Source organism: Streptomyces sp. NPDC058001 (assembly GCF_042886315.1).
Taxonomy (GTDB): Bacteria; Actinomycetota; Actinomycetes; order Streptomycetales; family Streptomycetaceae; genus Streptomyces.
Genome location: NZ_JBHVQT010000016.1, coordinates 103065 through 116748, shown reverse-complemented (window position 1 = coordinate 116748; position 13684 = coordinate 103065). Strand labels below are relative to the sequence as shown.

The following is a 13684-nucleotide window of genomic DNA, read 5'->3' as shown; positions in this document are numbered from 1 at the left end:
CGTCACCGGGCCACCCGAACCACTGGTGTCCGCGCCATCAGGCCGGGCACGTCCGTGAGGACCCCGTCGCAGCCGAGCCGCAGCACCCGGTCCCGCTGCCGCGTCGAGTTCACGGTGTGCGCCCACACCCGGGGCACTCCCGAGCGCACCGCCCGTACGAGATCCGCCTCGCGGGCCTTGTGGTCGACGTCCAGGACGTCCACGAACGACGCCCACCGCTCCGGGCTGTCGGTGCGCATCTGCCGTGCCGAGCGCCACAGTTGGGAGAGCAGCCCCAGGTCGTGGGCCTGCTCGGCCACATCGGGACGGTTGGAGTTCACCAGGACCGAGCGGCTCAGCCCCCGGTCCTTGATCAGCGCGCCGAGTGCCCGCAGAGCGCGCGGATCCTTCGCCTCCAGGGTCAGGACGATCCGGCCGCCGAACCGGTCCAGGACCTCGGCCACCGTCGGCGGACGCTCGGCCCGCCAGGCGCCCGGCAGTTCCGGGCCCGGCCGCAGCCGTACCGCGCGCCAGCCGGCGGGCGAGAGCTGCTCGACCGGGCCCGTGCCCGACGTCGTACGGTCCAGCGTCGCGTCGTGCAGGACCACGGGGGTGCCGTCCCGCAGCATCCGTGTATCGAAGTCCAGGACCTGGGCGGTGCCACGGTCGTACGCCGCCATCAGGCCCGCCATGCTGTTCTCCGGCACCTCAAGGGCCCCGCCCCGGTGTGCCGTGTACACGATGCGCGGCAGCGCCCGCAGCGTGAAGGGTCCGGTGCCCCACTCGACGGGCGTGAGCATGCCGGTCGGCCCGACGAGGGCCAGCGAGGTGAGACCCGTCAGCAGAGTCCTGGTGACCATGACGACCACGGTAGGCCGGTAAATCCGGACATGCTCCGTGATGACCCCGTATGCGCACCAGGGCTGATGCCCTCGTACAGACCTCGTACGGACCCCGGATGAGGGCTCCGGCCACCCGGCGCGCAGGATGGTGGGACGATGGACGCACGAGTCGGCACTCGGGACGGGGTGAGGGGACAGATGGGCGCGGAGTTCGACCGCAGGTCCGGCGGACAGGGCAGGATTTCCCAGTGGCTGCGCGCCCTGCGCCCCAAGGGGTCCGACGACGCCGAGACCGCCCACGACGCCGGCCGCGAGACGCTGCTCATCGGCGCCGCCGCCGCCGGACTGCCGCTGGCACCCGCCGCCCACCCGGCCTCGTACCGCTGCTCCTGTGACCGTGTCGGGTGTCCCACGCCCGGACAGCACCCCGTCTCCTTCGCCTGGCAGACCCAGTCCACGACCGATCGCGCGCAGATCGAGCGCTGGGCCCGGCACCAGCCGCAGGCCAACTTCATCACCGCCACCGGCATGGTCCACGACGTCCTCGACGTCCCCCTGGACGCCGGGAGCGAGGCGCTGGAGCGGCTGCTCGCCTCCGGGATCGACGTCGGGCCGGTCGCCGAGTCGGGTGGTGACCGGATGCTGTTCTTCACCGCGACCCGGGGCACCCCCGAGGAGGAGGACGAGTGGTGGCCCTGCGAGCTGGACTGCCACCCCGAGACCATGGACGAACACCCCGGCCTTCGCTGGCACTGCCGGGGCTCCTACGTCCTGGTACCCCCCGCGCGCCTGCCGGGTGACCTCGCCGTCGAGTGGGTCCGGGGCACCGAACACGCCCTGCCCGACCCGCTGACCCTCCTCGAAGTCCTCACCGACTCCTGCGCCCGGCACGCCACCACCGACCAGGACCACGCCCCGGTGGCCTGGCCCCTGCACGGCTGACCGAACGAACACCGCCAGCGGACGGCTACTCCTCCTCCGGAGGCCAGGGCGCGCCCCAAGGGGTGTCGCGGGCCGCTCGGTACAAGGGGCCCTGGCGTTTGGTGATCGTGGTTCGGTGGAGGGTTCCCTCGGGGTCGCAGAGGTCCAGCAGGACCTGGCCCTTGCGGATCTGGGGGCGCCGTACCACCCGGGACGCGGCCGGCACCGCGGGAAGGCGGGTCGCCGCCACATAGCTGAACTTCTCGTCCTCGTACGGGAGTGAGCCGCCCTTGACCTGCCGGTGCAGGGACGACCTGCTGACCCGGGCGGCGAAGTGGCACCAGTCGGTCCCGGGCACGATCGGGCACGCCCCGCTGTGCGGGCAGGGCGCCGCCACCCGGAACCCGGCATCGACCAGTCGGCGCCTCGCCTCGATCACCCGCCCGTAGCCCTCGGGTGTCCCCGGTTCCACCACGACCACGGATCGCGCCGCGCGGGCCGCCGTGTCGATGACCGTCGCCCGGTCCGTCTCCGTCAGTTCGCCGAGGAGGTAGGAGACGGTCACCAGATCGGCAGGGGGGAGCGTCAGGGCCGGGCCGACTCTCGTACGGTGCCAGTCCGCCTCGCGGAGGGTCGGGTGGGTCGCCGCGATCTCGCGGCCCAGTGCCAGGGCCGGTTCCGACCAGTCCAGTACCGTCACCGGGCGCTGCCCGGACCAGGTGGCGGCGACGGCCCAGGCGGCGGCTCCGGTGCCGCCGCCGATGTCCACATGGCCGTCCGGCGCCCACCCCTCCGGCAGGGTGTCGGCGAAGGCCGCGAGGGCCGAGCACACCGCTTCGTAGGTGGCGGGCATGCGGTAGGCGGCGTACGCGGCGACGTCCGCGCGGTCCCGGAGGACGGGGGCGTCGGTCGGGGTGCGGCCCCGGTAGTGGCCGATGAGCCGTTCGACGGACTGCGTGGCCTGGCGGGACGACATGCCGTCGAGGAGTCCGTCGAGCACGGCGCGCAGGCTCTCTACGGAGGTGTGCGGGGCGTTCACCCCAGGATTCTACGAGGGTGCCGCGCCGCCGGGCGACGGCCGCCGGTCCACCACCGCCCGTGCCAGACAGGTCGCCGCCGCCGCCCTCGGCGCGTTGTCGCCCGGCCGCCGCACGGGGTGCACCGTGTTCGCCAGGAGTATGAGGAAGGTGTCCGTCGCCGGGTCGAGGACGAGCGAGGTCCCGGTGAACCCGGTGTGCCCGGCGGCGCCGCGCCCCGCCAGCTCCCCCATGAACCATGGCTGGTCGACGGCGAAGCCGAGCCCCGGCGCTGCCAGTGTCAGGTCGACGAAGTCGGGGCCGAGGATCCGCGCCGTACCGTAGGTGCCGCCCGCGAGCAGGGTGCGGCAGAGGACGGCGAGGTCACCGGCGGTCGAGAAGAGGCCCGCGTGCCCGGCGACCCCGCCGAGCGCCCACGCGTTCTCGTCGTGCACGACCCCCCGCAGCATCCCCCGGTCCGCCTTGCCCCACGGCCGCCGCTGGTCCTCGGTGGCCGCCGCCCCCGGGCACGGCCCGAAACCGGTCGCCGTCATCCCGAGCGGCCGGGTGATCCCGTCCCGCACGAGCACGTCGAGCCCGCGGCCCGTCAGCCGCTCCAGGAGGTACTGGAGCAGCAGCATGTTCAGATCCGAGTAGACATATGTGCCGGGCTCCGTGACCGGGGCCTCGGCGCGCAGCGCCGCCCGGCGGGACGCGTCGTCCGGGCAGTCGTACAGCGGGAGTTCGGGCCGCAGCCCGGAGGTGTGGGTGAGGAGCTGCCGTACGGTGACGCGGTGCGCGGCGGCGGCCGTGAAGTCCGGCAGATACGCGCCGACCGGGGCGTCGATGCCGAGGGTGCCGCGCTCCAGTTGCTGGACGGCGGCGACGGTCGTGAACAGTTTGGTCAGCGAGGCCAGGTCGAAGGGTGTGTCGGTGCGCATCGGCACCCGAGCCTCATGCGGCAGCTCCACGCCCTCGTCGGCCGTCTCGTCGTAGCCGGAGTAGCGCACGGCCCAGCCCGCCGCCTCCTCGACGGCGACGACGGATCCACGCCCCGCCACGACGACGGCGCCCGCGCACCAGGGCCGGGCCCCGCCGGGCAGGGCACGCACCGCGTGGACGAGGTCGCCGAGCGGCCCGGGGTCGAGTCCGGCACGCTCCGCCGAACCGGTCCGCAGGCGTGCGCTCCGCAGCCGTGCGCTGCTCAGCTCGCCACCTCCTCGGTACGGCGTCCGCGTCCCGGTCGGCACAGTCCCACGAAGCAGCCCACGGCGACCAGCGAGGACGCCAGTTGGACGACGGCCATCGGGACGGCGGTGTGCTCCCCCGCGATCCCGACGAGGGGGGACGCGACCGCGCCGATCAGGAACGACGTCGTACCGATCAGGGCGGACGCGGAGCCCGCGGCGTGCGGGGCGCGGAGCAGGGCGAGCGCGTTGGTGTTGGGCATGGCGAGGCCCATCGCGGACATCAGCACGAACAGGGCGGCGGCGACGGGGAACAGGCCGACCTCGCCGAAGACGCCGGTGGTCATCAGGAGCAGCGCGACCGAAGCGGCGGTGACCAGGGCGAGTCCGGTGCCGAGCGCCTTGTCGAGGCTGACCCGGCCGATCAGGATCTTGCCGTTGATCTGGCCGACGATGACGAGGCCCACGGAGTTGACGCCGAACAGCAGCGAGAAGGTCTGCGGGGACGCGCCGTAGATCTCCTGGACGACGAACGGGGACGCGGCGACGTACGAGAACAGGGCGGCGAAGGTGAAGCCGCCCGCGAGCATGTAGCCGCTGAAGGCACGGTCGGCGAGCAGGCCCCGCATGGTCCGCAGAGCCGCGCCGACCCCGCCCGCGTGCCGGGCAGTGGGGGCGAGGGTCTCGGGCAGCCGGAACCAGACGAGGACGGTGAGGAGGACGCCGATGACGGTGAGGATGTAGAACACGCCCCGCCAGTCGGTGAAGCGGAGCACCTGGCCGCCGATGACGGGCGCCACGATGGGGGCGACACCGGAGATCAGCATCAGCGTGGAGAAGAACCGGGCCATGTCGACGCCGTCGTACAGATCGCGGACGACCGCGCGGGCGATGACGATCCCGGCGGCTCCGGCGAGGCCCTGGAGGAGCCGGAAGGCGATGAGGAGTTCCAGGTCGGGGGCGAGCGCGCAGGCCGCGGTGGCGACGATGTAGACGAGCATCCCGATCAGCAGGGGGCGCCGCCGGCCCCACTTGTCGCTCATCGGGCCGATGACGAGCTGCCCGAGCGCCATGCCCGCGAGGCAGGCGGTGAGGGTGAGCTGCACGGTGGCCGCGGACGCGTTCAGCGAGCCGGTGACGTCGGGCAGCGCCGGAAGGTACATGTCCATCGACAGCGGCGGTACGGCGGTGAGGCCGCCGAGGATGAAGGTGACGAGGAGGCCGGTGCGGCGGAGGGCGGCGGGGGCCGGTGCGCGTGCGGGTGCCGGTGCCTTGGGCAGTGCCTCGGCTCGTGCCTCGGTCGGTGCCTTGGCCTGTACGGGGATCCTGGGCGGGGTCGGCTTCGGGTGGGGTGTGACGGTCGGTGTGGCGGTCGGTGTCGTGGTCGGTGAGGGTCCCTGCCGGTGGTCCGGTATGTGGCTCTCCCGGTCGTCGCCGTCGCGTCTGGTGCGCCCGCGCTCGGGCATCTGCCCCTCCCCTTCATCGAATCCGGTCTCTATGCTCTCAGTTCGAACAGAGTGGTCGAGACCACTCTTTTTCCTGCTTCTTCGGAGGGGCCGCGATGACGGTGGAACGAGTGCGGTGGGGCGTCCTGGCGACCGGCGGGATCGCCGCCGCGTTCACGGGCGACCTGCTGGATCTGCCGGACGCGGAGGTGGTGGCGGTGGCGTCCCGTACCGACGCGTCCGCGAAGGCGTTCGCGGAACGGTTCGGGATTCCTCGCGCGTACGGGGACTGGGCGTCGCTCGCCGCCGACGACGAGGTCGACATCGTCTATGTCGCGACCCCGCACATGGCGCACCGCAAGGCCGCCGGGCTCTGTCTGGAGGCGGGGCGTGCGGTGCTGTGCGAGAAGGCGTTCACCATCAACGCGCGCGAGGCGGGTGAGCTGGTCGATCTGGCGCGGGAGCGTGGCCTCTTCCTGATGGAGGCCATGTGGATGTACTGCAACCCGCTGATCCGCAAGCTCAAGGCGCTCGTCGACGACGGCGCGCTCGGTGAGATCCGTACCGTGCAGGCCGACTTCGGCATCGACGGACCCTTTCCGCCCTCGCACCGGTTGCGGGATCCCGCGCAGGGTGGTGGGGCGCTGCTCGATCTCGGGGTGTATCCGGTGTCGTTCGCGCATCTCGTCCTCGGGGAGCCTTCCGGGGTGACGGCACGGTCGACCCTGTCACCCGAGGGCGTCGACCTCCAGACCGGGATGGTGCTCTCGTGGGACAGCGGTGCGCAGGCCGTGCTGCACTGTGCCGTCAACAGCAGTACGCCGGTGGCCGCTTCGGTCACCGGGTCCGAGGGGCGGGTGCAGATTCCGGGGGACTTCTTCCATCCCGAACGGTTCGTGCTGCATCGGGACGGGCGCGAGCCGGAGGAGTTCGTGGCGGATCCGGCGGACGGCCCCCGGAACAGCCTGCGGCACGAGGCGGCGGAGGTCATGCGGTGCCTCCGTGCCGGCGCGACCGAATCTCCTTTGGTGCCGTTGTCCTCTTCGCTGGCGGTGATGCGGACGTTGGACTCCGTCCGGGACCAGGTGGGGGTCCGGTACCCGGGTGAGACCCGGTAGCAGCGCGGCGGCGGGAGAGCGGGGGCGGCGCCCCCCGTACCCCGCCGCAGCGGTGCGTAACGGTCCGTTCAGGACGGGTTCAAGCCCGGCCTGCCCGCTTCCGTGGTGAAAGAGGCTGCCGTGGTCAGGGCCGCTCCCGGGGTCGTCACCGCGTCCACCGTCTTGAAGTCGGAGCGGGCCGCCTCCCTGGTCAGGGACACCGTCACATAGCCCCGGCGGCCGTTGTAGAACTTCAGGTGGGGGTTGGCCGTCATGTAGGTGTTCCAGTTGGCCGGCTTCTCGGAACCGTTTCTGCCGCTGGTGATGGAGGTCGCCACGATCTCCGTACCGACCGTCCGTGACCCGGGGTCGTCGAAGTCCCGCTTGATGTCGAAGGCGTAGCCGACATGGACGTCACCCGTGAGGATCATGAGGTTCTCCACACCGGCGGACTCGGCCCCGGCGAGCACTCGCGCACGGGACGCCGCGTAACCGTCCCAGGCGTCCATGCTCACCTTGGAGACCGGGTTCAGGTCGAACTCGCGCTGGGAGAAGACGACTTGCTGGGGAACGACGTTCCAGAGGGCACGCGAGCGTCGCCAGCCGTCGATCAGCCACCGCTCCTGTGTGCCGCCGGTGATCGTCCGGGCCGGGTCCAGGGTTTCCGGTCCTGGCACATGGGCGACATCCCCGTACGCCTGGTCGGAGCGGTACTGGCGGGTGTCGAGGATGTCGAACTGCGAGAGGGTGCCCCAGTCGAGGCGGCGGTAGAGCTGGGCGTCGGGCCCCTGCGGCAGTTGGGCGCGGCGCAGCGGCTGGTTCTCCCAGTACGCCCGGTACGCGCCGGCCCGGCGCAGCAGGAACTCCTCGGGCGGGCCGCCCTGTTCGTCGATGGCGCCGGCGTAGTTGTTCTCGGCCTCGTGGTCGTCCCAGGTGACGACGAAGGGGTGCGCGGCGTGTGCGGCGCGCAGGTCCGGGTCGCTCTTGTAGAGGGCGTACCGCAGCCGGTAGTCCTCCAGGGTGACGGTCTCGCGGTTGAAGAGGTCGGGCAGGGTCCGGTCGGTGTAGGCGCGGGCGCCCCCGGCGGAGTTGACGGCGTACTCGTAGATGTAGTCCCCGAGGTGGAAGACGACGTCGACGTCCTCGTCCGCGAGATGCCGGTACGCGGTGAAGTAGCCGTCGTGGTACGCCTGGCAGGACACGGCGGCGAAGGAGAGTCCGGCGACCTTGGACCGGCTCGCGGGCGCGGTACGGGTGCGTCCGGTCTCGCTGGTCCAGTCGCCCGCGCGGAAACGGAAGTAGTACACGCGGTCGGCGTCGAGGTGCTCGACCTCCACATGTACGGCGTGGTGGAACTCGGGGTGCGCGGTGGCCGTGCCGCGCCGCACGGTCCGGCGGAAGCGGTCGTCGTGGGCGAGTTCCCAGTGCACGGTGACGCGCCGCGCGGGCAGCCCGCTGTCCGGCTGGTACGGCGCAGGGGCGAGCCGGGTCCACAGCAGGACGGAGCCGGGCCGGGGGTCGCCGGACGCGACGCCCAGCGTGAACGGGTCGTCGGTGAGCTTGCCGGCGTCGAGTTCGGCCGCAGCCGCGGCGCCCGCGGTCGGCAGGTTGGTGGCGAAGGCGAGCGCGGCTGCCGCGCCGGTGACGGTGAGGAAACGACGGCGGCCGAGGTGACGGGCGGCGGCGCGAAGCTCGGGGGCGTGCTGCGACGGCGGTGTACGACGTGCTGCGGGTGTCATCCGGTCCTCCCCTGACAGGTGATGTCATGGGCATTGGAGTGGTGGGGAACGACGCGATCCTGTCGCGTACACAACACTCAGATGGCGGATGCATGAGTTCCGCATGATGGACACCCGGTCACCTATCCGGATCCGGCCACACTCCTCGGCCTCCGGAACCCGTCCCCGTACGCTGCGGGGCCATGACCGACGAGCGAACGAAGATCGCGATCGTGACCGGCGCGGGTTCCGGCATCGGCCGGGCCGTCGCCCTCGAACTGCTGCGGACCGGCTGGTCCGTGGCGCTCGCGGGGCGCCGCCCCGAGAAGCTGGAGGCGACGGTCGCGCTGGCCGCCGAGGGGGCGCGGGCCCTGGTGGTACGTACCGACGTGGCACGGCCCGACGATGTGACGGCCCTGTTCACGGCGGTGCGCGACCACTACGGCCGGCTCGACCTGCTGTTCAACAACGCGGGCACCTTCGGCCCCGGCGGCATCCCCTTCGACGAGTTGCCGTACGACGCCTGGCGCCATGTCGTGGACACCAATCTGAACGGCGCCTTCCTGTGCGCGCAGGCGGCGTTCCGGCAGATGCGGGCGCAGGATCCGCAGGGCGGGCGCATCATCAACAACGGCTCGATCTCGGCCCACACGCCCCGCCCGAACTCGGCGCCCTACACGGCGACGAAACACGCCCTGACCGGTCTGACCAAGGCACTGTACCTGGACGGCCGGCCGTACCGGATCGCGTGCGGGCAGATCGACATCGGGAACGCGGCGACCGACATGACCGAGCGGATGCGGACCGGAACCCTTCAGGCGAACGGCGAACTGGCGGTCGAGCCGGTGATGGACGCGACGGATGTGGCCCGCACGGTACGGCACATGGCGGAACTGCCGCTGGAGGCGAATGTGCAGTTCGCGACGGTGCTCGCCACGACGATGCCGTTCATCGGGCGGGGGTGACCGAGATCTGCACATACGGAAGTGGAAGTTCCGTACGGTACGCCCGAGTAAACCTCCTATGCTCAGCATCTCTTCGTAACTCTCCATTGAATCTCCACACCTGGAGCACATGTTGCGCATGCGTGCCGCAGCCCCGTCCGTCCTCGCCGCCCTCGCCCTGGCGGCGCCGCTCCTCGCGATATCCCCCGCCTCGGCGGCCACCGCACCGACCCATCAGGGCGGGCTGCACCTGGGCTACATCCAGTACGACAGCCCGGGATCGGACAACCGCTCCAACCGCTCGCTGAACGCGGAGTGGGTGAACATCCACAACGGCACCCGCTCCGCGATCCAACTCAAGGGCTACAAGCTCAAGGACAACACCGGCTACACATACACGTTCGGCAGCTACAGGATCGGCGCGGGCAAGACGGTCAAGGTCCGTACCGGGAAGGGCACCGACGCGTCGGGCGTCCGCTACTGGGGCCGGGGCTCCTACGTCTGGAACAACACCAGCGACAAGGCCCGGCTGTTCAAGTCCAGCGGCTCCCTGCTCGACTCCTGTGCCTGGACGACCTCCGACCCCGGGTACAAACGCTGCCACTGAGCCACTCCTGAAGGGGGGAGGGCAACCGCGCCGCGACGCCGGGTCGGGGGTGGACCCGCGGGGGCGTGGCCGGAACCACGCGGACCCGGGGAATGACCTGGACCGCGGAGCGGTTGCCCGACACGTGAACGAGACCTCGCCTGCCGAACCCGCTGACGTGCTGCGGTACACCGCCTTCGCCACCGACCCCGCGGGCGGGAACCCGGCCGGCGTCGTCCTGGACGCCGCCGGGCTCGACGACGCGGCGCGTCTCGCCGTCGCGGCGGACCTCGGCTACAGCGAGTCCGCCTTCCTGACCGCCCCGCCGCCCGGCCTGGGCGAGCCGGACCGCGCGTACACACTGCGGTTCTTCAGCCCCCGGGCCGAGGTCTCCTTCTGCGGCCACGCGACCGTGGCCACGGCGGTCGCCCTCGCCGAGCGGCACGGCACCGGCGACTATGTCTTCGCGACCCCGGCCGGCACCGTCCCGGTGACCGTCGCGTCGGTCGACGGGACCCTGCGGGCGACGCTCACCAGTGTCGTGCCGCACATCGAGGAGATCGCCGACGACGACCTCACGGAGGCGCTGGCCGCCCTTGACTGGCCGGAGGCCGACCTCGACCCGGCGTTCCCGCCGCGTATCGCCTACGCGGGCGCCCGCCATCTCGTCCTGGGCGCCGCGACCCGCGCCCGCCTCGCCGACCTCGCCTACGACGTACCGCGGCTGACCGCCCTGATGCACCGGCTCGATCTGACGACGGTCCAACTGGTGTGGCGCGAGACGGAGTTCGCCTTCCATGTACGTGACCCGTTCCCGGTCGGCGGCGTCTTCGAGGACCCGGCGACCGGCGCGGCGGCAGCGGCGTTCGGCGCCTACGCCCGCGCCCTCACCCTGGTCCCACCCACCGCCGAACTCACCCTCCACCAGGGCGAGGACCTGGGCCGACCGGGCCTCCTGACGGTAAACCTGAGGGAGAACGACCCTCGGGTACGCGTGACAGGAGCGGCGGTACCCCTACCCACGACATAGCCCACCGGTCTCCCGCACTGTCGCGACAGGGAGGAGGGCGGAGCCCCTCCAGTCACGGTGGGGGGATGGGGCTCCGCCCCTTCAGGCTGGGGTCAAGCTCAGCGCAGCGTCATGCCTGGCCCGTTTCGAATCTGGTGACCTTGCCGTGTTCCACCACGAAGTCCCACTTGGTGCGCATCTCGCCCCAGGTGTCGTTGCGGTAGCTGACCAGCAGTGACCGGCCGCCGGCCGTCTCCTTGTCGATGTCCATGTGGCCGTGGGACGAGAAGATCTCCCGGTCGGTCCATTCGGCGACGTCCCGGTCGGACCCGTCGTCGGACATGGTCGCGTCGGGCGCGAGCACGGCCTGGAACGCGGCCCTGTCATGGGCGTTGACGGCCGACACGAAGTCCCGGACGGCGGGATCGCTCAGCCGGGTCACCTGGATGGGCATGGGGTCTCTCCTCTGCTCGACGGCCCCCGCCACGGATGCACCGCGGCCCCGCCCAGACAAACACCGGCCTCGGGCGCCCGCCACCCGCCCGCCACCCGAACGGCGGCGGAAGCACGTCCGAGCGGCCCGAGCGGTGCCACCGTGGAGGGACACAGGCATCCGTCCGTACCCCCGCGAGAGGACCCCACCGTGAGCTGCTTCGACCGGCGTGACCTGGGCCTGCTGCTGCTCCGTCTCGGGGTCGGCGGCACGCTGGCCGCCCACGGCACGCAGAAACTGTTCGGCTGGTTCGGCGGAGGCGGCGTCGAGGCGACCGGTGCCGCCATGGAGTCCATGGGGTACACGCCCGGCCGGCCCAGCGCCGTCGCGTCCGGTCTGGCCGAGGCGGGCGGCGGCACCCTCCTCGCGCTCGGTCTCGCCACCCCGGCGGCGGGCGCGGCGGCGGCCGGCGGTATGGCGGGCGCGTCGGCCGTGCTCGCCCCGAACGGCTGGTTCGGCCAGAACGGCGGATTCGAACTGCCGGGCCTGCTGGGCCTGGCCGCCGCGAGCATCGCCGTCGCGGGCCCCGGCCGCTATTCCCTCGACGAGGCACTCGGCCACATGGTCAACCGCGACTGGATGGTGCCCCTCGCTTTCGCGGTCGCGACGGCCGCCGCCGTGCAGGTCGTCGGCGCCCGCAATCGCCGTGTCCGGGCGGCGGCGGAGGAGGCGCAGCAGGACGACTGACCACCCGTTCGGCGTAACAGAGGAGGCCCCCATGAGTACCAGGAAGTCCGACCCGCACGACGAGAAGTCCACCGGCGCGCAGCAGCGGAAGCAGCGCGAGCAGCAGAACCAGCGGGAGCAGACCGAGACGGCCGGGACACCCGCGTCCGGGAAGCGCCCGCGCGGCGCCGCCGGGCAGCCGCGCCGGGTCTTCGAGGTGGACCGCTCCGGCACCGCACGCACCCCGGACGAGGACCAGGGCGGCCAAGGCGGCCCGGACGGCCGGAGCGAGAAGAAGGGCTGAACCCTCTCCGCGCCCCGCTCCCCCGGCCTACCGTGGCCCGATGACCGACGACCGAATGGACGCGCGCGACACGGTGAACGAGACCTGGGGACGGGACGGTGACCCGGTCGCCGGAATCCTGCGGCTGCCGTCCGGCCGGCTGGTCCGGGGCCGCGGTCTGCGGCACCCCCTGCCGCCGGGCCCGACCCCCGCGTACGGCGTGTATCTGCTCGGCAAGCAGCCGCCCGCGACCGACTGGGAGTCCCGCTGGCTGCGCTGGCCCGACTTCCGGCTGCCCCGGGACCGCGCGGAGGCCCGTGCCGTACTCACCGACGTGTGGCAGCGGTGCGCGGCCGAGCGGGTCGAGATCGCGTGCGGCGCCGGCCGGGGCCGGACCGGGACGGCTCTGGCCTGTCTGGCGGTCCTGGACGGCGTACCGGCGGACCGTGCGGTCGCGTACGTACGGGAGCACTACGACCGGCACGCCGTGGAGACACCGTGGCAGCGGCGCTACGTACGGGAGTTCACGGCCCACACCGGCTAGGGCACGACATGGGACCGGGCAGGTCGGTCGGCTCAGTCGGCGATGATCGACGCGAGCTGCGTCAGATTGCCCACCTGCCAGTCCGTGGCGGCGAGCACCTCCGGGTCGTCCGCCCACAGATGTCCCCAGGGCCCCCGGCGCAGATGGGCGACGCGCAGCCCGGCGGCCTTGGCCGGGAAGACGTCGTGCGCGGGATGGACGCCGACATGGACGGTCCGCTCGGGCGCCGTACCGCAGACGTCGAGCAGCCGCTCGAAGAACTCGGGGCTCGGCTTGGCCACGCCCCAGTCGCCCGAGGTGCAGACGTGGTCGGCGGGCAGGTCGAGCCCGCGCAGCAGGTCGCCCGCGCGGGCGGTCCTGTTCCCCGCGACGATGACGCGCACCCCGCGCTCACGCAGCCCTCCGAGTGCCGGTCGCACATCGGGGTACAGGTCGGTCTCGTCAAGGTATTCGCCCCGGCCCGCCGCGTTCCGGGCGCGGTCGGCCGACGCGATGTCCATGTCGGGGCTGATGAGGCGCAGGGCGTCGTCGTGGTCACGGCCCTGGGCGACGACGGCGCCGACCAGCGCGGAGACGGTGTGGCGCGGGATCCGGAGCCAGTCGGCCCAGCCGGACCAGTACCGGTCGTCGCGGATCACGGTCTCGCCGACGTCGAGCACAATGGTTTCGATCACCGTACGAAGCGTAGGGCGCGGGGTGCCCGGGACAGGGACGGCGGCCCGGGGCGCGCGGAAACTGAACTCGTCTGCGGGGCAGGCCGACAGGGCGGGGCGTCCCTCCGATGGACTACTCCGATGGACCAGCCGATCGACCAGCCGATGGACTGACTGATCGACCACGCGATCGAGCGACTGATCGACCGATTTCCGGGGTCTTTCAGTGTGGCGGGCGCGGGCGTCCTAGACTGCACCCCCTCGCACGCTTGATCGCCGTTGATCGCGATCTGTTCGAACA

The 13684-nt window shown here is 72.3% G+C and carries 15 protein-coding genes; 8 read left to right on the top strand and 7 right to left on the bottom strand.

The annotated features are described in order from the left end of the window. Positions 1–2: 2 nt before the first annotated feature. Entirely contained in the window at positions 3–839 is an 837-nt protein-coding gene (locus ACFVT5_RS35275) for a glycerophosphodiester phosphodiesterase (protein ID WP_389896660.1), read from the bottom strand. Between the two features lie 180 nt (positions 840–1019). Here ACFVT5_RS35275 and ACFVT5_RS35270 point away from each other — a divergent pair, with 180 nt between their 5' ends. Continuing rightward, on the top strand, positions 1020–1763 hold the full coding sequence (locus tag ACFVT5_RS35270) for a bifunctional DNA primase/polymerase (RefSeq protein ID WP_389896988.1): 744 nt from the start codon (positions 1020–1022) through the stop codon (positions 1761–1763). 25 nt (positions 1764–1788) lie between these two features. On the opposite strand, the gene ACFVT5_RS35265 is transcribed toward ACFVT5_RS35270, so the two are convergent. From ACFVT5_RS35265 to ACFVT5_RS35255, 3 genes are read right to left on the bottom strand one after another with little or no spacing between them, the layout of a single operon-like run. Next, positions 1789–2781: a small ribosomal subunit Rsm22 family protein gene (locus tag ACFVT5_RS35265; RefSeq protein ID WP_389896657.1), complete on the bottom strand. Its 993-nt coding sequence runs from the start codon at positions 2779–2781 to the stop codon at positions 1789–1791. 9 nt (positions 2782–2790) lie between these two features. Beyond that, positions 2791–4008, bottom strand: coding sequence for a serine hydrolase domain-containing protein (locus tag ACFVT5_RS35260; protein ID WP_389896654.1), 1218 nt, complete (start codon positions 4006–4008; stop codon positions 2791–2793). Continuing rightward, positions 3963–5411: a multidrug effflux MFS transporter gene (locus ACFVT5_RS35255; protein WP_389896653.1), complete on the bottom strand. Its 1449-nt coding sequence runs from the start codon at positions 5409–5411 to the stop codon at positions 3963–3965. The genes ACFVT5_RS35260 and ACFVT5_RS35255 overlap by 46 nt, the downstream gene beginning before the upstream one ends. 95 nt (positions 5412–5506) lie before the next feature. Here ACFVT5_RS35255 and ACFVT5_RS35250 point away from each other — a divergent pair, with 95 nt between their 5' ends. Then, positions 5507–6508, top strand: a complete 1002-nt coding sequence (locus tag ACFVT5_RS35250; RefSeq protein WP_389896651.1) for a Gfo/Idh/MocA family protein — start codon at positions 5507–5509, stop codon at positions 6506–6508. Positions 6509–6576: 68 nt separating this feature from the next. Here ACFVT5_RS35250 and ACFVT5_RS35245 read toward each other — a convergent pair whose 3' ends face one another. Continuing rightward, positions 6577–8226 (bottom strand): alkaline phosphatase D family protein, encoded by a 1650-nt coding sequence (locus ACFVT5_RS35245; protein ID WP_389896648.1) that lies wholly within the window; start codon positions 8224–8226, stop codon positions 6577–6579. Positions 8227–8408: 182 nt separating this feature from the next. Between ACFVT5_RS35245 and ACFVT5_RS35240 the strand changes: the two genes are divergently transcribed. The 3 genes from ACFVT5_RS35240 (at position 8409) to ACFVT5_RS35230 (ending at position 10765) form a co-directional block, all read left to right on the top strand. After that, a complete protein-coding gene (locus tag ACFVT5_RS35240) occupies positions 8409–9170 on the top strand; it encodes an SDR family oxidoreductase (protein WP_389896646.1) in 762 nt (253 codons plus the stop codon). A 112-nt stretch (positions 9171–9282) separates the two neighbouring features. Continuing rightward, entirely contained in the window at positions 9283–9756 is a 474-nt protein-coding gene (locus ACFVT5_RS35235) for a lamin tail domain-containing protein (RefSeq protein WP_389896986.1), read from the top strand. A gap of 124 nt (positions 9757–9880) precedes the next feature. After that, positions 9881–10765, top strand: a complete 885-nt coding sequence (locus tag ACFVT5_RS35230; RefSeq protein ID WP_389896644.1) for a PhzF family phenazine biosynthesis protein — start codon at positions 9881–9883, stop codon at positions 10763–10765. 109 nt (positions 10766–10874) lie between these two features. On the opposite strand, the gene ACFVT5_RS35225 is transcribed toward ACFVT5_RS35230, so the two are convergent. Then, on the bottom strand, positions 10875–11198 hold the full coding sequence (locus ACFVT5_RS35225; RefSeq protein ID WP_389896641.1) for a nuclear transport factor 2 family protein: 324 nt from the start codon (positions 11196–11198) through the stop codon (positions 10875–10877). Positions 11199–11387: 189 nt separating this feature from the next. On the opposite strand from ACFVT5_RS35225, the gene ACFVT5_RS35220 reads away from it, so the two are divergent. Genes ACFVT5_RS35220 through ACFVT5_RS35210 form a run of 3 tightly spaced genes read left to right on the top strand, consistent with a single transcriptional unit; the run spans position 11388 to position 12730 of the window. Beyond that, the gene (locus ACFVT5_RS35220) at positions 11388–11924 is read left to right on the top strand and encodes a DoxX family protein (RefSeq protein WP_389896639.1); all 537 of its coding nucleotides are present in this window, start codon (positions 11388–11390) and stop codon (positions 11922–11924) included. A gap of 31 nt (positions 11925–11955) precedes the next feature. Further along, entirely contained in the window at positions 11956–12207 is a 252-nt protein-coding gene (locus tag ACFVT5_RS35215; protein ID WP_389896637.1) for a hypothetical protein, read from the top strand. 55 nt (positions 12208–12262) lie between these two features. Further along, positions 12263–12730: a protein-tyrosine phosphatase family protein gene (locus ACFVT5_RS35210; protein ID WP_389896983.1), complete on the top strand. Its 468-nt coding sequence runs from the start codon at positions 12263–12265 to the stop codon at positions 12728–12730. A gap of 32 nt (positions 12731–12762) precedes the next feature. Here ACFVT5_RS35210 and ACFVT5_RS35205 read toward each other — a convergent pair whose 3' ends face one another. Beyond that, positions 12763–13404, bottom strand: coding sequence for an HAD family hydrolase (locus ACFVT5_RS35205; protein ID WP_389896635.1), 642 nt, complete (start codon positions 13402–13404; stop codon positions 12763–12765). Positions 13405–13684: the final 280 nt, after the last annotated feature.